This is a genomic window from Micrococcaceae bacterium Sec5.1 (genome assembly GCA_039636795.1).
Classification (GTDB): Bacteria; Actinomycetota; Actinomycetes; order Actinomycetales; family Micrococcaceae; genus Arthrobacter.
Map to the genome: position 1 here is coordinate 1356014 of CP143430.1, position 19996 is coordinate 1376009.

Below are 19996 nucleotides of genomic sequence, written 5' to 3' on the forward strand. Positions count from 1 at the left end.
GTGCCTGTGAACACTCAAACATCAACGGCAGCGAGCATGGCCAGGCCAAGCCTCGGTGCCCAACTCCTGCGCCGCAAGCCGATCGGGCAGATGGCTGACGCGGCCGGAACCGGCGAAAGCGGCACCCCGCTGGTGCGCAGCTTCGGGGTACTCCAGCTGACCATGATCAGCGTCGGTGCAACGCTGGGCACTGGCATCCTGGTGATCCTTGGCGAGTCCGTGCCGCTGGCCGGGCCGGCGATCTGGATCTCCTTCGTGATCGCTGGTTTGGCTGCTCTCTTCTCGGCAGTGTCCTACGCAGAGATGGCCGGGCTCGTCCCGGTGGCAGGTTCCAGCTACTCATACTCCTACGCGACCATGGGCGAGGGCATGGCCTGGATCTGCGGATGGTGCCTGGTACTGGAATATGCGGTGTCCGTGGCGGCAGTTGCTGTGGGCGCGGGCCAGTACGTCAACGAGACCCTGGCCGCGTTTGGACAGGTCCTGCCCGATGCCATGAGCCAGCCCCCGGGCGATGGCGGGGTGGTAAATTTTCCGGCCATGGTGATCGTGGTCCTTGCCATGATCCTGCTGGTTCGGGGTGCCCGTGAAAGTGCATGGATCAACACCGCGATCGTCATCATCAAAGTCGCGATCCTGATCTTCTTCTGCGCGGTAGCTTTCACCGCTTTCAACGCCGGCAACTTCGAGCCCCTCATGCCGATGGGTGCAGCCGGTGTCTCCGCCGCGGCGTCAAGCGTCTTCTTCTCCTACATCGGATTCGATGCCGCCTCCACGGCCGGCGAGGAAGCGAGGAACCCCAAGCGGGACCTGCCACGCGCAATCCTGCTCTCCATGGTGATTGTCACGAGCATCTACGTCCTGGTGTCCGTCGCCGCGATCGGTGCCCGTCCGTGGGGCTGGTTCGACGGCACCGAAGCTGCCCTGGTCCAGATCCTGCACGAGATCACCGGTCAGCCGTGGATCGCCCTGGTCTTCTCCGTCGGCGCAGTGCTTGCTATTGCCAGCATCGTGTTGACTGTCCTTTACGGCCAGACCCGCATTTTGCTCTCGATGTCCCGCGATGGCATGGTGCCCAAAGTCTTCGGCCGCGTTTCCCCCCGCACCGGCACGCCAGTCGCCGGAACCCTGATAGTAGGAACCGCCGTCGCCCTCACCGCGGGCTTGGTCCCGCTGGGTGCCTTGGCTGACGCAACGAGCATCGGGACGCTCTTCGCCTTCGCACTGGTAAACGTCGCCGTGATCTATCTCCGGCGCAACCGCCCGGATCTGGACCGCAGTTTCCGCGTTCCGCTGTACCCGATCACCCCAATCCTGGGCACGCTGATGTGTGCCTTCCTGATGCTCAACCTCGGCGCCGATACCTGGATCACGTTCGGTGTTTGGATGCTGGTGGGCATCGCCATCTACTTCGGCTATGGACGCCGGAACTCCAAGGTAGCCGCGCTCAGCGATCAGGACTACCGTGAACTGACCACCAGGGCCGTGAGCCCGGAACCTGTGAAAGCCGCAAACTGATGACCATCGCTACCGAACTTCCCACAGCCGACGTCGCCGCTCCCGCGGCGGAGGCAGGCGAAGCACCCATCACCATGCTGAACCCGGACTTCCCGTTCAGCTATGACCATTACCTGGCACATCCGGACGGACTCGGCAGCATTCCGGAAGAGCGCTACGGCACGGAAGTGGCCGTCATCGGCGCAGGGCTGTCAGGGCTGGTCACCGCCTATGAGCTCATGAAGCTCGGCCTCAAGCCCGTGATGTACGAGGCCGACCAGATCGGCGGCCGTCTTCGCACGGCGAGCTTCCCCTCGGCGCCGGGCGTCGTAGCGGATCTTGGTGGCATGCGCTTCCCGGTTTCCGGCAAGGCCTTCTACCACTACGTGGACCTTCTTGGCTTGGAAACGCAGGCCTTCCCCAACCCGATGGCCCCCGCGACGTCCAGCACCGTGATCGAACTTGCGGGTAAGAAGCACTACGCCACCACAGCAGATGAGCTGCCGGAATTCTTCCGTGAAGTCGCCGATGCGTGGAAGGCTGCCGTCAACGATGGTGCTGCGTTCGCCGAAATGCAGGAAGCGATCAAGGCCCGCGATACCAAGCGGATCAAGGAACTCTGGAACGCGCTCCTGCCCGAAATGGACGAGCAAACGTTCTACGGATTCATCGCAGCCAGCAAGTCCTTCAAGGAAGCCGGCTTCGCGCACCGCGAAGCTTTCGGCCAGGTGGGCTTCGGCACGGGCGGCTGGGACACCGATTTCCCCAACTCCATCCTGGAGATCCTCCGGGTTGTCTACACCGACGCAGACGACCAGCACCGGCTCATTGCGGGAGGAGCGCAAAGGCTCCCCGAGGCGCTCTGGAACCACGCGCCGTCGGACCTTAAATACTGGCCCCAAGGCACGTCACTGTCGTCGCTGCATTCTGGCTCGCCGCGCGGAGCCGTGGACAACATCCGCCGCGCGGACAACGGGGACCTGGTAGTCCGCGAAAACTGGGGACGCGAAGCCACGTACCAGGCGGTGGTGACCACGTGCCAGTCGTGGTTGCTGTCCACGCGCATCCACACCGAAGAGGCATTGTTCCCGGCCGAGCTGTGGACGGCGATCGAGCGCTCCCACTACATGCAGTCGTCCAAGACATTCGTGATGGTGGACCGGCCCTTCTGGAAGGACATCGATCCGGAAACCGGACGCGAAGTCTTGTCCATGACGCTCACCGACCGCCTCAACCGGGCCACATACTTGCTCGACGACGGCCCTGACAAGCCCGCTGTCATCCTCTTGTCCTACACATGGAACGATGACGCCCTGAAGTGGCTTGCCCTCACTGCCGAAGAACGCGTCAAGCTGATGTTGCACTCGCTGGAGCAGATCTACCCGGGCGTGGACATCGCCAGCCACATCGTGGGGCAGCCGATCACGGTGTCCTGGGAAGCGGACCCCAACTTCATGGGTGCCTTCAAAGCCAACCTGCCGGGCCATTACCGGTACCAGCAGCGGCTCTTCACCCACTTCAAGCAGGATCAGCTGCCGGAAAGCCAGCGCGGCATCTTCCTCGCCGGCGACGACGTGTCCTTCACCGCAGGTTGGGCTGAAGGCGCCGTGACCACAGGCCTCAACGCGGTGTGGGGCGTGGTGAACCACTTGGGCGGATCGTCCGTCGCAGGGAACCCCGGTCCGGGCGATCTGCTGGACGAGTTCGGGCCAATATCCCTGGACTAGATTTCCGTGGACTAACTGCTGTTGCGGGGCCTGCTCTGCGTCCTAAACCAATCGCAGGGCCCACACCGCCCGGGTTCCCTGGCTGAGCTTGCGAAGTCAGGGAGGCGGTGGGGATGCAGAGCAGGCCTCGCATTGCTTAAGACGCGTGCATTTCCCTGTGTGCCGCGGCGAGTTCCTTGTAGTGGGCGGCGTTGTGTTTGACGCCGTCGAACTCCTCGTCGGTCAATTCGCGGCGCACCTTTGCGGGGACGCCCGCTACGAGTGAGCGCGGCGGAATGACTGTGCCTTCAAGGACCACGGCGCCAGCTGCAATGAGCGAGCCCGTGCCAATCACTGCGCCGTTTAGGATGGTGGCGCTCATACCGATGAGGCAGTCGTCCTCCACAGTGCAGCCGTGGACCACTGCGCTGTGCCCAACGGAGACGCGCTCGCCGACGGTGCAGGGGAATCCGGGGTCGGCGTGGAGGACGACGTTGTCCTGGAGGTTGGAGCCTGCACCGACGCTGATGGCAGCCGTATCGGCACGGACCGAAACCCCGTAAAAGGCGCTGGAGTCCTCGGCCAAAGTCGCTTTGCCGATGATGGAAGCGGTGGGCGCGACGAACGCAGATTCATGGATGGCCGGGGTGTCCCCGGCGAAAGTGTAAGAGGGAGCCATGAGCCCAGCCTAGTTGGGTGCGGGGGTGCGGAGGACCAGGAACTGGTAGTGCTGCGTCCAGTTGCCCGCTCCCGGCCCGGACTCGACACCGATACCCTCTGGCCAGGTCCGGAAATGCTCAATCGAGCCGTGCTCGCCGAAGATCCGCCGAAGGGTGTCGTCGCTGCGGCGACTGAAGAAACGTCGGGGTTCTTCCCCGTCCTCCGGGTTGAGGACCTCTTCATCCTCACCTGACCAAAGCCCGACGGCGATTGGCGCACCAGCCGCGCTGACCCGCACAAGTTCGCTGACGACGTCGTGAATCCTGTTGTTGGGGACGTGCAGGAGCGTGCTCATGGTCCACACGGCGGAGAAGACTGAATCGGGAAACGGTAGCTCACGACCACTCGCAACCGAGCAGTCCAACCCGGCCGAGCGCGCCACGTGAACGCTCTCCGAGGACAGGTCCACGCCGGTGTAATGCAGCCCTGCACGGACAAACTCCAAGCCTTCCACCCCGGTCCCGCTGCCCAGCTCGAACACGGAATGCCGGTGCTCATCCTTCAGGAGGCGGATGAACCAATCCCGGCACTCGACCCGGTGCGGGGTGAGGGCCCGCGTGTTCCGGACGGGTGCTTGGCGGTCGTAGAAAACTGCGAGGTCGGCTTCGTGGTCAGCTTCGGGGATGCCCTGCATACCCCCAGCTTAGGAGTGGCGCTAGTTGAATACCACGGTGCGGGTGCCATCCAAAAGCACGCGGTGTTCAGCGTGCCACTGGACTGCCTGGGCCAGGGTGCGCCCCTCCACGTCGCGGCCCATCTGGACAAACTGGGCGGCCGTGCGTGCGTGGTCAACACGGATGACTTCCTGCTCGATGATCGGGCCTTCATCGAGGTCGGCGGTCACGTAGTGGGCTGTGGCACCGATGATCTTCACACCGCGGGCGTGGGCCTGGTGGTATGGCTTGGCGCCCTTGAAGGAGGGGAGGAATGAGTGGTGGATGTTGATTGCCTTGCCGTTCAACTCCGTGCAGAGCTCGTTGGACAGGACTTGCATGTAACGCGCCAGGACCGTGAGCTCGACGTCGTGCTCGGCAATGAGTTTCAGCAGCTGCGCCTCGGCCTGGGGCTTGGTCTCCGGCGTCACGGGGATGTGGTGGAACGGGATGCCGTAGAACTCCGCCAGCGACTCGAGGTCTCGGTGGTTCGAAACAATCGCCGGAACCTCGATGGGCAACGTGCCGGTCCGCTGCTGGAACAGGAGGTCGTTGAGGCAGTGCGCGTCCTTGGAGCACAGGATGATGGTGCGGACCTTTTCGCCGACAGGGTTGATCTGCCAGGTCATGCCGAAGGATTCGGCTACGGGTCGCAGGGCAGTGGCCAGTTCCTCTTGGGAGGACGCTGTGGTTGCCTCCACGCGCATGAAAAAGTTGCCGGTGCTGGGGCTTCCGTACTGCTGGGAGTCGGCGATATTGCAGCCGGCCTCAAGGAGGGCGCCGGCTACCGCATGGACGATGCCGGGGCGGTCCGGGCAGGAGAGTGTTACAACGAAAGCGGTGGAGTCAGTCACACGATCAAGCCTACCTGTGCTGCCTTGTTGTACTGTTAACGGGCCGCAACTGGCGTTGGGTGGACTACCACCAGGGAGCGGCAATCACGAAGACCACGGATCGTACGCCTGGGCCGAGGGTCATGTCTTACCGCTGCACGCACGTGACCGATCCCTCCGTAATCAAGGGGACGCGGGAATGCTGCTGCCGGTAGCCTGACCTGTAGCACCACCCGTTGCCTAGCCAGGAGATCTCCGTGCCTACCACCACCACTTCCGCGTCTGTCAGCAACCAGTCGCTCGCTGAGCTCGATCCCGAGATCGCAGCAGTCCTCGACCAGGAACTCGGCCGCCAGCGCGGCACCCTGGAAATGATCGCCTCCGAAAACTTCGCCCCGCGCGCTGTCATGGAAGCACAGGGCTCCGTCCTGACCAACAAGTACGCCGAGGGTTACCCGGGCCGCCGCTACTACGGCGGCTGTGAATACGTCGACGTCGCGGAGCAGCTTGCGATCGACCGCGTCAAGGAACTCTTCGGTGCCGAGTACGCCAACGTCCAGCCGCACTCCGGTGCCCAGGCAAACGCTGCAGCACTGTCCGCCATGATCACCCCGGGCGACAAGATCCTCGGCCTCTCCCTGGCACACGGTGGCCACCTGACCCACGGCATGAAGCTGAACTTCTCCGGCAAGCTCTACAACGTAGCTGCTTACCAGGTTGAAGAAGACACCTTCCGCGTGGACATGGACAAGCTTCGCGAGCAGGCCATCGCCGAGAAGCCGCAGGTCATCATCGCCGGCTGGTCCGCTTACCCGCGCCACCTCGACTTCGCTGCCTTCCGCTCCATCGCTGACGAAGTTGGCGCACTCCTGTGGACGGACATGGCACACTTCGCCGGACTGGTTGCAGCAGGCCTGCACCCGAGCCCGGTCCCGTACTCCGACGTCGTCACCTCCACCGTGCACAAGACCCTCGCAGGTCCGCGTTCCGGTGTCATTCTGGCCAAGCAGGAGTGGGCCAAGAAGCTGAACTCCAACGTCTTCCCGGGCCAGCAGGGCGGCCCGCTCATGCACGTCATCGCCGCCAAGGCTGTTGCCTTCAAGATCGCCGGCAGCGAAGAATTCAAGGAGCGCCAAGAGCGCGTGCTCGAGGGTGCCAAGATCATCGCTGACCGCCTGAACCAGTCCGACGTCGCCGAAGCCGGCGTCTCGGTCCTCACCGGCGGCACCGACGTCCACCTGGTCCTGGTTGACCTGCGTAACTCGCAGCTGGACGGCCAGCAGGCTGAAGATCTCCTGCACTCGGTGGGCATCACCGTGAACCGCAACGCCGTTCCGTTCGACCCCCGCCCGCCGATGGTCACCTCCGGCCTCCGCATCGGTACGCCTGCCCTGGCTACCCGCGGATTCGGTGCCACCGAGTTCACCGAGGTTGCCGAGATCATCGCCACTGCCCTGAAGGCTGGCTCCACTACAGACGTTGAGGCCCTTCAGGCCCGCGTGGACAAGCTCGCCGCCGACTTCCCGCTGTACCCGCAGCACGAGCAGTGGTAACCAACGCATAAAGCATCACCCGGGCACTGGCCCGGAGCTAACGGGATCCGCCGCCACACCTTCGGCGGCGGGTCCCGTTGGCATGAGCCAACAGGTCACCCACCAGAAAGAGCAGATGGAATGACACAGTCCACCGCACAGATCCTTGACGGCAAGGCCACCGCCGCAGCCATCAAGGCAGAACTGACCGAACGCGTTTCCGTCCTCGCAGCAAAGGGAATCGTCCCCGGCCTGGGCACCATCCTGGTGGGTTCGGACCCCGGCAGCACCTGGTACGTCGGCGGCAAGCACAAGGACTGCGCCGAGGTGGGCATCCAGTCCATCCGCCGGGACCTGCCCGAGGACATCACCCAGGAAGACCTCCTGAAGGTTGTCCGGGAGCTCAACGAGAACCCGGAATGCACGGGCTACATCGTTCAGTTGCCGCTGCCCAAACACATTGACCAGGACGTCATCCTCGAAGCAATGGATCCGAACAAGGACGCCGATGGCCTGCACCCCATGAACCTCGGCCGCCTTGTGGCCAACGTCAGTGGCGAAATGAAGTCCCCGCTTCCCTGCACGCCCAAGGGCTGTGTGGAATTGATGCGCCGCCACGGCATCCAGCTCAACGGCAAGCGCGTCCTCGTAGTAGGCCGCGGCGTCACCATCGGCCGCCCCATCGGCCTCCTTCTCACCCGCAGGGAAGTCAACGCCACGGTCATCCTGGCCCACACGGGAACCGTTGACCTGCCCGCGGAACTCAAGCAGGCCGACGTCGTGATTGCCGCTGCAGGCGTGCCGCACATGATCAAGGCTGAAGACCTCAAGCCGGGCGCAATAGTGCTCGACGTCGGTGTCAGCCGCGTGGAGGACGCTAACGGCAAGGCTGTGGTCACCGGAGACGTGGACCCGGCAGCTGCCGACGTCGCCGCCTGGCTGTCCCCGAACCCGGGCGGCGTGGGTCCGATGACCCGCGCCATGCTGCTCGCCAACGTCGTGGAGAGCGCCGAGCGCGCAGCTGGCATCGCCTAGGTTCCTGCGACCACAGCAAGGCCCATTACGGGGCTAAGCTGCCGAAGATGCCGTGCGCACGGCATCTTCGGCAGGGAACCCTCGAAATGGCCTCGCCTACTCCTCCGGGAGTAGGCACCCTGCTCCGTTAATCCGACGACGTACACCCGGAGCAAAGCTAGGCTCGGTGTATGCAGCCCCGCTTCCCTGGACCCGAGAGCTCTCCTGGACCCCGGGGACTTCCAAGTCCAGGCCGTTTCGCAGGCCAAGGCCATTTCGCTGGACCTCAGAGATACGCAGGTCCGCGCCGTTTCGCGGGCCCACCCACCAGCTTCATCGTTATCACGGTGGCCCTCATCCAGGTGGCTGGGACGCTTTTTTCTGCGGGCCATCAGGACGCTTCACGGCCCTTGGATGCGCTTGCGATCCTGTTGCTGCTGGCCGGGCCTGCAGGACTGGCGTTCCGGCGGCGGGCGCCTGCAGTCATGCTTCCCGTCGCCCTCGTGGCAACGGGCGCCTATGTTGGCCTTGGGTATGCCTGGGGTCCCATTGCACTTTCACTGGCGTTGGCGATTGTGCTGACTTCGTCCGCGGGTTTGCGTTGGCAGGCGTGGCTGGGGGCCGGAATCGCCGCTGCTGCAGTAGTGTTCGCGGCCGCATTCAGCGGCGATCCCAACTGGCCGCTTCGCGCTTCCGCAGGGGTGGGATGGGCAGCCATTTTGGTGCTGATCGGACAGGGATTTCGACGCCGAAGCGAGCGGTTCGCGGAATACCGGCGTCGCCGTGAGGCCGCCCAGAAGGCAGAACGCGATGAGTACCGCCTCATGCTGGCCCGCGACATCCACGATGTCGTGGCTCACTCCTTGTCCATGATCAATGTGCAGGCATCCGTGGCGTTGCACGTGGGCTCGGATGATCCCCAGAAGCTCAGGCCTGCACTGGAAGCCATCAAGGCGGCCAGCAAGGAATCCCTCACGGAAGTCCGGCAACTCCTGGGCGTGTTGCGGGAGGACGTCCCGCTCGCCCCGGCGGCCCGGCCTACGCTGGCCAGGATTCCCGAACTTGTGAAGAACGCGGAGCTGGGCGGCTTGCAGGTGCGCTTCGAGGACCACTCGAACCATGAACTCGTCGGCCCCGCACAGCAGGAAGCGGCGTACCGGATCATCCAGGAAGCGTTGACCAACGTCGGCAGGCACTCAGGTGCCGGATCCGCCGTCGTGCATCTTGCCCAGACTCAAGACGCGCTAACCGTACGGATAGACGACGACGGCGCAGGCATGGGCGACGCGCTCCCGGGCAACGGCCTCACGGGGATGCGCGAGAGGGCGGTCGCTTTGCGCGGGACGCTCACGTTGCACGAACTCCAGCCGGGGCTCCGGGTCGAAGCAACTTTGCCTGCAGAACAAGAAGGAAACCTCCCATGATCCGCATCCTCCTCGCCGATGACCAGACCCTCATCCGGGCAGGGTTCCGCGCGCTCCTGGATGCTGAACCGGACATGGAAGTAGTGGCCGAGGCCGGCACTGGCAGGGACGCGGTGAGGCTGGCGGCGCGGGACAAGCCGGACGTCATCCTCATGGACATCCGGATGCCGGACGACGACGGCCTCACCGCCACCCGCAGGATTCTTGCGGACCCATCCCTGTCCAGCACGCGCATCATCATTCTGACTACCTTCGAGCTCGACGAGTACATTGCCGAGGCCGTCCGTGCGGGCGCAGCTGGTTTCCTGGTCAAGGACACCGAACCTGCAGAGCTCATCCGCGCCGTCCGGGTAGTCCACGACGGCGACGCGCTGCTCTCGCCCTCAGTCACTCGGCGCATCATGGCACAGCTGGCGTCCCAAAGCCGGGCGGCAGGAAAAGTGATTCCCCTGGAGCAGGTGACGGAACGCGAACGCGAGGTCCTGGCCTTGGTGGGGGAGGGACTGAACAATGCCGAGATCGCCGAACGCCTGTTCATCACCCCGCTGACCGCGAAGACCCACGTATCGCGCATCATGACCAAGCTGATGGTCCGCGACCGCTCCCAACTGGTGGTGCTCGCGTACGAATCAGGGCTGGTGAGGCCGGGCTGGAGCAGTTGACGGACTGCCGCCGACTCCCAAGGGAGTATGGCGGCACCTGCAGGTGACTCCCGACGGCGGACGTCCCGCCAGCCGTCCGCGGGCAGACTCAAACCAGAGCCGAAAGACGGTTCGCGCCGGGAATCGGCGGAGAGAGTTTGGATCACTGACATGTTCACCGCATTGACTTCAATCGTCGGGGAGACCACCACGCTCGGGGGAGCGCTGGCACAACTGCCGGCCACCGTCGTCGCGCACGGTCCCTGGGGTGACGGCACGTTCTGGCCGTTCTTCCTCCTGTTCCCGCTGTTCTGGATCCTCGTGATCTTCCTGTTCATTTTCGTGGGCCGGCGGGCGTGGCGCCGCAACCATCACTGGGCGGCAACCCAGGGCGCTGAGGGCGTGCTGCGCGAACGCTATGCCCGGGGCGAGATTGATGAGACCGAGTTCCGGCAGCGGCTGGAGGTACTGCGCTCGCAGCCGCCGTCCTGACCGGGACGAGGGAAAAACCGAGAGGGCTCTTGCAAAAATATCTGCAAGAGCCCTTTCACATATTCGTTGGCGCTACTAGTCTGCTGAGGGTGCACAATGAAGCAACCGGCTCTGCAACACACTCCGAATCGTGGCAAACCAGCTTCGACATGAACCCACCCACCGTCATCAGCGCGCGGAACCTCACCAAGACCTATGGCGAGCTCACAGCCGTGGACAACATCTCCTTCGATGTTCCGGCGGGGGAGTCCTTTGGGCTGCTCGGCCCCAACGGCGCGGGCAAATCCACCACCATGAAAATGATCGGCGGCGTCTCGCAGCGCACCTCAGGAACGCTGAACATTATGGGCCTGGATCCGGAATCCCATGGGCCCGAGGTCAGGGCTCATCTGGGGGTTGTTCCGCAGCAGGACAACCTCGACGAAGAACTGAAGGTCCGCGAGAACCTGATCGTCTACGGCCGCTACTTCGGCCTGCCGCTGAGCTACCTGCGACCCAAAGCGGACGAGCTCCTGGAATTCGCGCAGCTCACGGACAAGGCCAATTCCAAGGTGGATGCGCTTTCCGGGGGAATGAAGCGGCGGCTCACCATCGCCCGGTCGCTCATCAACGAACCCCGCATCCTCCTGCTCGATGAGCCCACCACCGGCCTTGACCCGCAAGCCCGGCACATCCTCTGGGACCGCCTGTTCCGGCTCAAGGAAAACGGCGTCACACTGATCCTGACCACCCACTATATGGACGAGGCTGAGCAGCTTTGCGACCGTCTGATCGTGGTAGACAAGGGCAAGATCATGGCCGAGGGATCCCCGGCCAGCTTGATCCGCGAGCACTCCTCCCGCGAAGTACTTGAGCTCAGGTTCGGGTCCGAGCGGAACTCTAGTATCGGCGTCGAACTTCAGGGCATTGGCGAGCGGCTTGAGACACTGCCTGACCGCGTGCTCATCTACGCGCACGACGGCGAGGCCGCCCTGGAGCAGGTTTCCGCGCGCGGCCTGCGCCCTATGACGTCACTGGTGCGCCGTTCCTCACTGGAGGACGTGTTCCTGCGGCTTACGGGCAGGAGCCTCGTTGACTGAGTCGGTGAACAAACCAATCACGACGGCGGAGCAACCGGCGCGGGCACACCCGCCTGCCGTTTCGGCGGCCAGGGCGCGGCGCTGGGGTTCCTTTTTCTATGCGGAACAAGTGCTACGCGTCATGCGAAATTACGGCTGGTCCGTGGTTCTCTACAGCGTGGGGCAACCCGTGGCCTACTTGTTCGCCATGGGAGTTGGGCTGGCAAGCCTTGTTGATGCGAATAGCGAATCCATATTCGGCGGCGTCAGCTACTTGGAATTTGTTGCACCTGCGCTGCTGGTGTCGGCGGCGGTCATGACTGCTTCCGGAGAATTTTCCTACCCCATCATGGATGGCTTCAAATGGCGGCGGGTGTTCTACGGGCCGCATGCTTCGCCCCTGGTACCGCAGCAAATAGCGAGCGGCCACATCATGGCAAGCACGCTCAGGTTCCTGCTGCAGTCGGTGGTCTACTTTGCGGTGGTGGCCATGTTCGGGGCTTCGCCGAGTCCGTGGGGATGGGTGTCCGCATTGGTTGCCACGGTCGCGGCGCTGTCCTTCGGCCTGCCACTCATGGCCTATGCCGCCAGCATTACCCAGGACAAGGGACAGTTCGCTTTGGTGCAGCGGTTCATTGTCATGCCACTGTTTCTGTTCTCCGGGACGTTCTTTCCCCTGGACACGTTGCCGTGGGCTGTCCGCTGGATCGGCTGGATATCGCCTGTTTGGCACGGAACGGAGCTGGGGCGGGTCTTCACTTATGGCATGGACGAGAACCCTGTCTTGACCATTACGCATGTGGTGTTCCTCCTGGGAACGGCCACGGCCGGCTGGCTGTTGGTCCGGCGCCAGTTCGTGAAGAGGATGGGCTCATGAGTATCCTGACCGGCGGCCACAGCGCCACGGATATCGCCCGGGAACGGAAGTTCGGCCCCCTCTACTCACGAAATGCCAAGTCCGTGGTTGCCCGTGGCCTCATGGCGGCCAAGTCCAGTACCTGGCTGGTGTTGTTGTCCGGGTTCTTCGAGCCGGTTCTCTTCCTGTTGGCCATGGGCGTTGGGATGGGCTCGATCGTGGGGACAGTCCAGGGGCCTGGCGGCGAGGACATCAGCTACGCGGCCTATATAGCGCCAGCACTCCTGGCGGTCTCAGCCATGAATGGCGCCATCTACGATTCCACCTGGAACGTCTTCTTCAAGATGAACTTCGCCAAGCTGTACCAAGGGATGCTCTACACATCCCTCGGGCCGCTGGACGTTGCCATGGGCGAGATCTTCCTGGCACTGTTGCGGGGTCTTCTCTATGCCACCGGGTTCACCGCGGTGATGGGCGTCATGGGCTTGCTGACGACCTGGTGGGCCATCCTGGTCATCCCTGCGTCGGTGCTGATTGCCTTTGGCTTCGCGAGCTTCGGCATGGGCATCACCAGCTTCATGAAGACGTTCCAGCAGATGGACTGGATTAACTTCTTCCTGTTGCCGATGTTCCTGTTCAGCGCCACGTTCTATCCGCTCAGCGTCTACCCGCAGGTCATCCAGTGGTTCATCCAAGCCATGCCCCTTTGGCACGGGGTTGAACTGCTGCGGCAGATCAGCGTGGGCTCGTTCAGTCCTGCGACAGCCATCCACGTTGCTTACTACCTGGTGATGATCGCGCTCGGGATCATGCTCACCACCGGACGGCTGCGCCAGTTGTTCCTGAAGTGACTCCATGTTCGCCGTCCGTGGAAGCGGCGCAGGCACCTTCGGGGGTTTGCGACAATTGACTCATGCAATCTCTCGGCGACCCGCACCCGTCCACGTCCTCGTCCGGTAGAGGCCTTTTCAAGGGCTTCCGCATCGGCGGCCTGGGGATGACCGTAGTCATCATCGCTTTCGTGGTGGCCGTCATTTTCGCGGCCAACCAGAACGATTTTGTGGGTTGGGTAGTTGCGGTGGTCGCCTTCGGCTGGCTCGCGCTCGCCACCTTCGTGGTATTCAGCATTCGAAGGGCCGCGCGGCGCGCCGGAGCAAAGTTCAGCGAAGCGCAGGCCGCTTTCAACTCGGCAACCGGCCGCGCGCCGTCGTCGTCCTCGGCTGACAGCGGCGGCACCCGCGTGGTCGCCGAACGCAGCCAGGCCGATGAGGTCCGAGACCTCAAGCTGGACCATTCCTTCAAGATTGTCCAGGTGCAGGTCCGCGTCGTGGACGAAGAACGTGCCAAAGGCGCAGCAGCAAACCAGGACACCATCAACCGCGCGTTGGAAACCATCGCGATCACGGCCACCAATGCCCGGGACATGATCAAGTCCTCAGGTGGCTCGGACGAGCCCGTGGCCGGCACCATCATCGACTAGAGTAGACCGGGTGAGTACGGCATTGAAGAAGGACTTCCTTCGCATCGCATCGGTCAACGTCAATGGCCTTCGGGCTGCCTACAAGAACGGTATGGCGGAATGGCTGGAGCCACGCGAGGTAGACATCCTCTGCCTGCAGGAAGTCCGTGCTCCTGATGCCATCGTCAACACGCTGATCGGCGAAGGCTGGTACATCCTCCACGCTGAGGCTGAGGCAAAGGGCCGCGCAGGAGTTGCCATTGCATCACGCGAGGAACCCACCGGAACCAGGATCGGGATCGGCGATGACTACTTCGCCACCGCGGGCCGCTGGGTTGAAGCGGATTTCACCGTCAGGAACACAGCCGGTGAATCCTCCACGTTGTCCGTGGTCAGCGCCTACGTTCACTCCGGTGAGGCAGGCACGCCCAAGCAGGAGGACAAGTACCGCTTCCTGGACGCCATGACCACGCGCCTCCCCGAACTCGCCAAGCACAGCGATCACGCGCTGGTAGTTGGCGACCTCAACGTCGGACACACCGAACTGGACATCAAGAACTGGAAGGGCAACGTTAAGCGTGCCGGTTTCCTGCCAGAGGAGCGCGCGTATTTTGACCGCTTCCTGGGTGAAGAAATCGGATGGAGGGATGTCCACAGGGGCCTGGCAGGAAATGTCGCCGGCCCCTACACCTGGTGGTCCCAGCGCGGAAAGGCCTTTGACACTGACACAGGCTGGCGCATCGACTACCACCTGGCGACTCCCGGACTTGCAGCGGCCGCGTTCTCGGCTGTCGTGGATCGGGCGCCTTCGTGGGACACCCGCTTCTCTGACCACGCACCGCTGGTAGTGGACTACCGGCTCTAAGCTTCACGAAAGTATTGCTCAATGACTAGCTCCATCACGACTGAAACCGGCACCCCAGCCGCCACACTGCCCAGCGGGAGTACCGTGACCTCCACCAAGCTTGCCGTTGGCGCCAAGCAGCGCGTCCTTTCAGGCATGCAGCCCTCCGCTGACTCCCTGCATCTTGGCAACTACCTTGGCGCTTTGGTCAACTGGGTTCGCATGCAGGACGAGTACGACGCCGTCTTCTTCATTCCGGATCTGCACGCCATCACCGTTCCGCAGGATCCCGCCGAGCTCGCCCGCCGCACCAGGGTCACGGCGGCCCAGTACATCGCTGGCGGAGTAGACGTGGAGAAGTGCACACTGTTCGTGCAATCGCAGGTCCCCGAGCACGCCCAGCTTGCGTGGGTACTGAACTGCATCACGGGCATGGGTGAAGCCGGCCGCATGACCCAGTTCAAGGACAAGGCACAAAAGCAGGGCTCGGACCACGCCAGCGTCGGCCTGTTCACCTACCCCATCCTGCAGGCAGCAGACATCCTCCTCTATCAGCCGCACGGAGTGCCCGTCGGCGAAGACCAGCGCCAGCACGTGGAGCTCAGCCGGGACCTCGCCAACCGTTTCAACAGCCGTTTCGGCGAGACGTTCCAGGTGCCCGAGCCCTTCATCCAGAAGGAATCGGCAAAGATTTACGATCTCCAGAACCCTACGGCCAAGATGTCCAAGTCTGCCGAATCACCCGCGGGCCTCATCAACCTGTTGGATGACCCCAAGACCGTGGCCAAGCGCATCAAATCCGCTGTCACTGACACTGAGACAGAGATCCGCTACGACCGCGAAAACAAGCCGGGCGTCTCCAACCTGCTCACCATCTACTCGGCTATCAGCGGCACCCCGGTAGAGAAGATCGTGGCTGATTACCAGGGCAAGATGTACGGCCACCTCAAGGTAGACCTCGCCGAACTCGTTTCCGGACGCCTCGCCCCCATCCGTGAGCGTGCCAACGAACTTCTCGCGGACCCGGCCGAACTGGACCGGCTCCTGGCTCACGGTGCGGACAAAGCCCGCGAGATCGCCTCGGCGACGCTCGCCGACGTCTACTCCAAGGTGGGCTTCCTGCCTTACCGCGGGGATGCCTACCGCACCGAGCAAGGAGTCCGCTAAGTTCATGTGCGCAGCTGGCCAGCTCAACGTTAAGACCGATACCCCTCAAGGCGTCGGTCCGGACGAATCGCGCCAGCCCGCTGTCACCGGCACCGATTGCGGTGCCGGTGACACCATGTGCGTTGGGGTGATTCTTGGCTTCCCGCCGGAGATCGCCCGGGAACTGCAAGCATGGCGGGCATCCTTTGGGGATCCCATGGCCGAAGTCATCCCCGCCCACATCACACTCATCACCACGACGCCCACACAGGACTGGGCAGCCACCCGGGACCACGTGCGCGATATCGCCCGCTCACAGGAACCGTTCACCATCACCATTTCCGGCACTGGTTCCTTCCGGCCCGTTTCGCCCGTGGTTTTCGTCAACGTCGAAGAGGGCTTCGAAGAGTGCGTGCAGCTGCACGAAAAGCTCCAGACGGGTCCGCTTGAGCGTTTGCTTCCCTTCCCATACCACCCGCATGTCACCGTGGCCCATGATGTCGCCGAGGAAAATCTGGACGAGGCCGAAACGGTTCTGAGAGATTACCGGGCAACCTTCCCAGTGGTTAGCATGGGACTTTACGAGCACGACACCAATGGAATTTGGCAGCTACGGGAAGAGCTCGACTTTGGCGGCGACACTGACGAAACGCAGCAGGCGGAATCAACATCCACCGGCGGGAAGTCCTCCGCTGCCAACTGAGCTGGCAAAGCTAAAACTTCAACTTCTTCACAAGCGGCAGGACTGGGGCCACGCCAAGCGTGCCGGAGAAGGCCTGCCCAAGAGGGCCAGCGCCCTTCTCGCGCTCCTGCTCGCAAGGCTGAACACCAACCGGGCCATGCGGTCCTTCCAGAACTACACCCGGCAGCATGGGCCGCTTCTGAGTGCCGGCATCGGCTTCAACATGTTCTTCTCCGTCACGGGCCTCCTCACTACGGGTTTCGCCATCGCGGGAATCGTCCTGGGCGGCAACCCGGTTCTCGAAAACGCCGTGATTCGCAGCGTGGCCTCTGCAGCTCCCGGACTCCTCCAGGTCAATGGCGGTGAGGGACTGGTTGATCCGCAAACGCTGCTCAATCCTTCAGGTCTTGGATGGACCGCCGTCATCGCAGCAGCGGTAACGATCTTCACTTCCCTTGGTTGGATTGCCAGCGTCAGGGAAGGTCTGCGGGGTGTGACGGCTGCTGATCCTCTCCAGCGCAGCCCCATCCTGCAGAAACTGGTGGACGCCGGTACCCTACTGCTCCTTGGCGTGATCCTCGTGGTCAGTGCCGGTGCATCCCTCATCTTTGGCACGGCTGCCGCCTGGATCTTCGACCTCCTCCGTTTGGACGAAGCAGTCGCGGCGCCCGTGGCCGCCGTCGTCAAGGTCGTCGTCCCCCTCCTGCTGAACTGCGCGACGGCGGCCGTGTTGTTCCGCATTGCAGGTGGCCTCAAGCTGGGGCGTCGGGCATTCATCGAAGGCGTCGCGCTGGCTGGCATTGGCACCACGGTTCTTCAACTCTTCAGCACCGAACTTCTCGCCCGGGCAGGACAGAACCCTGTCCTCGCCTCGTTTGCCATCATCATCGGCCTTCTGATCTGGTTCAACCTCGTGAGCCAGGTGTACCTCGTGTCCGCTTCGTGGGCGGCTATCCGCGAGGCTGACCTGCAGGCGGGGGAGACCCCGCGCAAGAAGGTCCTCGGTTCACGCCGCACAACGCCCCAGACGTAACCATTCCGTTCTTATAGTGCAACGCGGGGTCACTTATGGCCCATTCCGGATGGAAACATGGGCCATAACTGACTGTGAGGATTGTGGTGGGTCCAGCCCGGCTACGGCGACCGGACCAGCCCCTCCCACGTAACGGTCCAGTCAGCCGGGAAACCTGGTGCGTGTCGATCCGGTCCGTTGTCCCAGCCCGCTGCCATGAGCGCGACGGCGGCGAGGAGCCCACCGTTCCCGGGCAAATAGAGCGGCAGGGAATCGGTTTGGCGGTTGTGCCCATTGGGAAGGAACGTGTTCTTGCCCGCACTTTGCAGTAAGGCGTCAACGGCGGCCTCAGGATCCTCGAGCCGGGCAGCGGTCATTGCCATTACTGGGTAGTCCCAACCCCAGGTGCTGTCCCAATCCCAGTCCGCCAGGACATCCGACAGGGTGGCGCGCATGATGTCCGGATCAATCAAGTCCGTCCGAGGCAGGACGCCAAGCGCGCAAAGCATCGAAGGGTGGTCCGTGCGGATGGTGAAGGGCTCCACGTCGATCGCAGCGTAAACGCCGTCGATCACGCGTGGCGGCACCATACCATCTGCCACGTCGGACCATGCCTGCACAGGGTCCAGACCCAGCCGATCGCGCCAGGCAGTAGCGGTCCGCAGGCCCCACTGCCAGTAGGCCAACTCAAACGTGGGATTAGTGACTTTGGCCCGGATCGAGCCATAGCTTTCCTGTGCCGGAATCAAGGGCGGCCCCAACTCGAACCCACGCGACGTGGGATGTGCAAAGTCGGCCATGAAGGCCGCTGACTCAAACACGATCTCCGAAAATTCTTCCAACACCTCACGCCGGGGATTTGCCCGGTACACAAGCTCGGCCAAATGTATGGGGTGTGGCTGCTGCCAGATCAGGAATGTCCCGATGGGACTTGGGCTTTCCCTGCCGTCCGGTCCGATCTGCTTGGGCCAGCGGACGCCGTCGAATCCCTGGGCCTTTGCAGTTTGGCGGGATACTTCCAGGACACTCGAGTACCACCGTAGCGATGGCAAGAGCAGTTCCACACGGTTCCAAAGCGCAAAGTGCGCGGCATGCCACCAGTGCATCTCCAGGTGGAAGCGGCCACGCCAGGAGTTGCACACGAGTCCGGTTTCCTGCGGAGGTAGCGAACCTGAGCAATTGATCGCCGTCAGATACTGGGAAAGGACAATCCTTCGCTCCAATTCCTTGGCCCTGGGATCCTCGGTCGCATTGAGCTCGATCGCCCCGCCCGAGGACCAGAACCCAGGCCAATAGACCTCGGAAGCTGCGATCACGCTAAGGGCAGGTGAAAGCTCGACGCCGGTCCGGTCAGTGGCTGCATAGCTCACCGCGGGTGTGGTGGCTGTTCGCCTGTTGTTGCCTCGAGGGATACAGTCGCCATCTCCGGCGGAAAGGAATGCGATAGAGAAGTCCAACACCTCGTTGGTGTCCGGACCTCCGGCCGTAGCAGGAGCTACTTGGAGTTGGTGCTGTTCGGTCTGTTCCACTGTCAGGTTTTGGCCGGTGATGACAACCTGATAGCGGGCTTCGTCCAGCTCGCGGTGGACTGTCCATGTTTCGCAACGATCGTGCTCTTCAGACGTCGCCGGGCGGTCAAGCGAGGTGGTGTGGGCGTCCGGATTGTTCCAGTCAGCCGCGTCATGCCACGCCTCGGAGCCGTAGGGGAAACCGACGCCCACAACCAAGCCGGCACCAAGCGCCGTCGATTCCACGCGGAAGCCGAGCTCATCAGCGTCGGGGTGGCACGCCGTCGTGACCTTGACGGGGTGTCCGGCCAAGGTGAATCGGCTGGTCACCACTCCCGACCATAAATCGAGTGTTTGTTCGGTGTCGGTGATCTCCGCTTCAAGGATGGAGCGCACCGTGCCATTCTCCAGCCAGCGGAAGCCGATGCGCCCCAGGTCCAGCCGATGCTGGTTCGCCCGGAGCCAGGTCTCAGCGGGGGAGGTGTCAGTCTCGCGATCGTTGACGATGCCACCCACCATGTCCACGTAGGGCACTGGGCCACGGGGGGAATCGTAGAGGACGGTCGAGCCGGCCAGGTCGAAGGGCTGTGCGGGCGGCACCGAGTGCCAACCCCATTGTGACTGTGTTCCCAGAAGCGTGCCCGGTGGGAGGTCGTCACGGGCGCCCACGGGGTAGGTCCCGGGAAAAGTTTGCAATCCGGTGAGATCCAGTGTGAACGCGAATTCGCCATTGCCGACCGAAACAGGACTCCGTGGGTCAAGGCGTTCCTGGCGGACATTGTGGCGCTGGACAAGTGCCTTGCGGTCGATGGCTGGGGACTCGGACCTCTTGGGCACGGCGGACTCCTTAGTAGCTCAAATAGTTCATATCCCAAACTATTGACGAATATACACTGCCTTGATACGTTTCAGGAACCGT

19 protein-coding genes are annotated in these 19996 nt (G+C 63.1%); 15 read left to right on the top strand and 4 right to left on the bottom strand.

The window, feature by feature from the left end; translation table 11 throughout:
- Positions 1-36: 36 nt before the first annotated feature.
- Together VUN82_06395 and VUN82_06400 are read left to right on the top strand one after the other, a co-directional pair.
- Complete coding sequence (locus tag VUN82_06395; protein ID XAS74627.1) at positions 37-1518, top strand: amino acid permease; 1482 nt, start codon at positions 37-39, stop codon at positions 1516-1518.
- A complete protein-coding gene (locus VUN82_06400) occupies positions 1518-3224 on the top strand; it encodes an FAD-dependent oxidoreductase (protein ID XAS73468.1) in 1707 nt (568 codons plus the stop codon). Before VUN82_06395 ends, VUN82_06400 begins: the two co-directional genes overlap by 1 nt.
- A gap of 136 nt (positions 3225-3360) precedes the next feature.
- On the opposite strand, the gene VUN82_06405 is transcribed toward VUN82_06400, so the two are convergent.
- The 3 genes from VUN82_06405 to purU are packed head-to-tail and all read right to left on the bottom strand — an operon-like array spanning position 3361 to position 5430.
- Positions 3361-3882: a gamma carbonic anhydrase family protein gene (locus tag VUN82_06405; protein XAS73469.1), complete on the bottom strand. Its 522-nt coding sequence runs from the start codon at positions 3880-3882 to the stop codon at positions 3361-3363.
- A gap of 9 nt (positions 3883-3891) precedes the next feature.
- Entirely contained in the window at positions 3892-4557 is a 666-nt protein-coding gene (locus tag VUN82_06410; protein ID XAS73470.1) for a class I SAM-dependent methyltransferase, read from the bottom strand.
- Positions 4558-4578: 21 nt separating this feature from the next.
- Positions 4579-5430, bottom strand: a complete 852-nt coding sequence (gene purU, locus VUN82_06415) for a formyltetrahydrofolate deformylase (protein XAS73471.1) — start codon at positions 5428-5430, stop codon at positions 4579-4581.
- A gap of 236 nt (positions 5431-5666) precedes the next feature.
- Between purU and glyA the strand changes: the two genes are divergently transcribed.
- The 13 genes from glyA (at position 5667) to VUN82_06480 (ending at position 17590) form a co-directional block, all read left to right on the top strand.
- Positions 5667-6962, top strand: a complete 1296-nt coding sequence (gene glyA, locus VUN82_06420; GenBank protein ID XAS73472.1) for a serine hydroxymethyltransferase — start codon at positions 5667-5669, stop codon at positions 6960-6962.
- Between the two features lie 120 nt (positions 6963-7082).
- Complete coding sequence (locus VUN82_06425) at positions 7083-7976, top strand: bifunctional methylenetetrahydrofolate dehydrogenase/methenyltetrahydrofolate cyclohydrolase (GenBank protein XAS73473.1); 894 nt, start codon at positions 7083-7085, stop codon at positions 7974-7976.
- A gap of 326 nt (positions 7977-8302) precedes the next feature.
- Entirely contained in the window at positions 8303-9379 is a 1077-nt protein-coding gene (locus VUN82_06430; GenBank protein XAS73474.1) for a histidine kinase, read from the top strand.
- Positions 9376-10041 carry a response regulator transcription factor gene (locus VUN82_06435; protein ID XAS73475.1) on the top strand — a complete coding sequence of 222 codons (666 nt, stop codon included), beginning with the start codon at positions 9376-9378 and terminating at the stop codon, positions 10039-10041. Before VUN82_06430 ends, VUN82_06435 begins: the two co-directional genes overlap by 4 nt.
- Positions 10042-10191: 150 nt before the next feature.
- Positions 10192-10512 carry an SHOCT domain-containing protein gene (locus tag VUN82_06440; protein XAS73476.1) on the top strand — a complete coding sequence of 107 codons (321 nt, stop codon included), beginning with the start codon at positions 10192-10194 and terminating at the stop codon, positions 10510-10512.
- A 149-nt stretch (positions 10513-10661) separates the two neighbouring features.
- The gene (locus tag VUN82_06445; GenBank protein ID XAS74628.1) at positions 10662-11591 is read left to right on the top strand and encodes an ABC transporter ATP-binding protein; all 930 of its coding nucleotides are present in this window, start codon (positions 10662-10664) and stop codon (positions 11589-11591) included.
- Positions 11592-11595: 4 nt separating this feature from the next.
- Positions 11596-12447: an ABC transporter permease gene (locus VUN82_06450; GenBank protein ID XAS73477.1), complete on the top strand. Its 852-nt coding sequence runs from the start codon at positions 11596-11598 to the stop codon at positions 12445-12447.
- The gene (locus tag VUN82_06455) at positions 12444-13277 is read left to right on the top strand and encodes an ABC transporter permease (GenBank protein XAS73478.1); all 834 of its coding nucleotides are present in this window, start codon (positions 12444-12446) and stop codon (positions 13275-13277) included. The genes VUN82_06450 and VUN82_06455 overlap by 4 nt, the downstream gene beginning before the upstream one ends.
- A gap of 62 nt (positions 13278-13339) precedes the next feature.
- On the top strand, positions 13340-13906 hold the full coding sequence (locus tag VUN82_06460) for a hypothetical protein (GenBank protein ID XAS73479.1): 567 nt from the start codon (positions 13340-13342) through the stop codon (positions 13904-13906).
- A 10-nt stretch (positions 13907-13916) separates the two neighbouring features.
- A complete protein-coding gene (locus VUN82_06465; GenBank protein ID XAS73480.1) occupies positions 13917-14750 on the top strand; it encodes an exodeoxyribonuclease III in 834 nt (277 codons plus the stop codon).
- Between the two features lie 21 nt (positions 14751-14771).
- Entirely contained in the window at positions 14772-15896 is a 1125-nt protein-coding gene (gene trpS / locus VUN82_06470) for a tryptophan--tRNA ligase (GenBank protein XAS73481.1), read from the top strand.
- A gap of 4 nt (positions 15897-15900) precedes the next feature.
- A complete protein-coding gene (locus tag VUN82_06475) occupies positions 15901-16578 on the top strand; it encodes a 2'-5' RNA ligase family protein (protein XAS73482.1) in 678 nt (225 codons plus the stop codon).
- Positions 16505-17590 (top strand): YihY/virulence factor BrkB family protein, encoded by a 1086-nt coding sequence (locus tag VUN82_06480; GenBank protein ID XAS73483.1) that lies wholly within the window; start codon positions 16505-16507, stop codon positions 17588-17590. The genes VUN82_06475 and VUN82_06480 overlap by 74 nt, the downstream gene beginning before the upstream one ends.
- Positions 17591-17691: 101 nt before the next feature.
- On the opposite strand, the gene VUN82_06485 is transcribed toward VUN82_06480, so the two are convergent.
- A complete protein-coding gene (locus VUN82_06485) occupies positions 17692-19914 on the bottom strand; it encodes a hypothetical protein (protein XAS73484.1) in 2223 nt (740 codons plus the stop codon).
- Positions 19915-19996 lie beyond the last annotated feature (82 nt).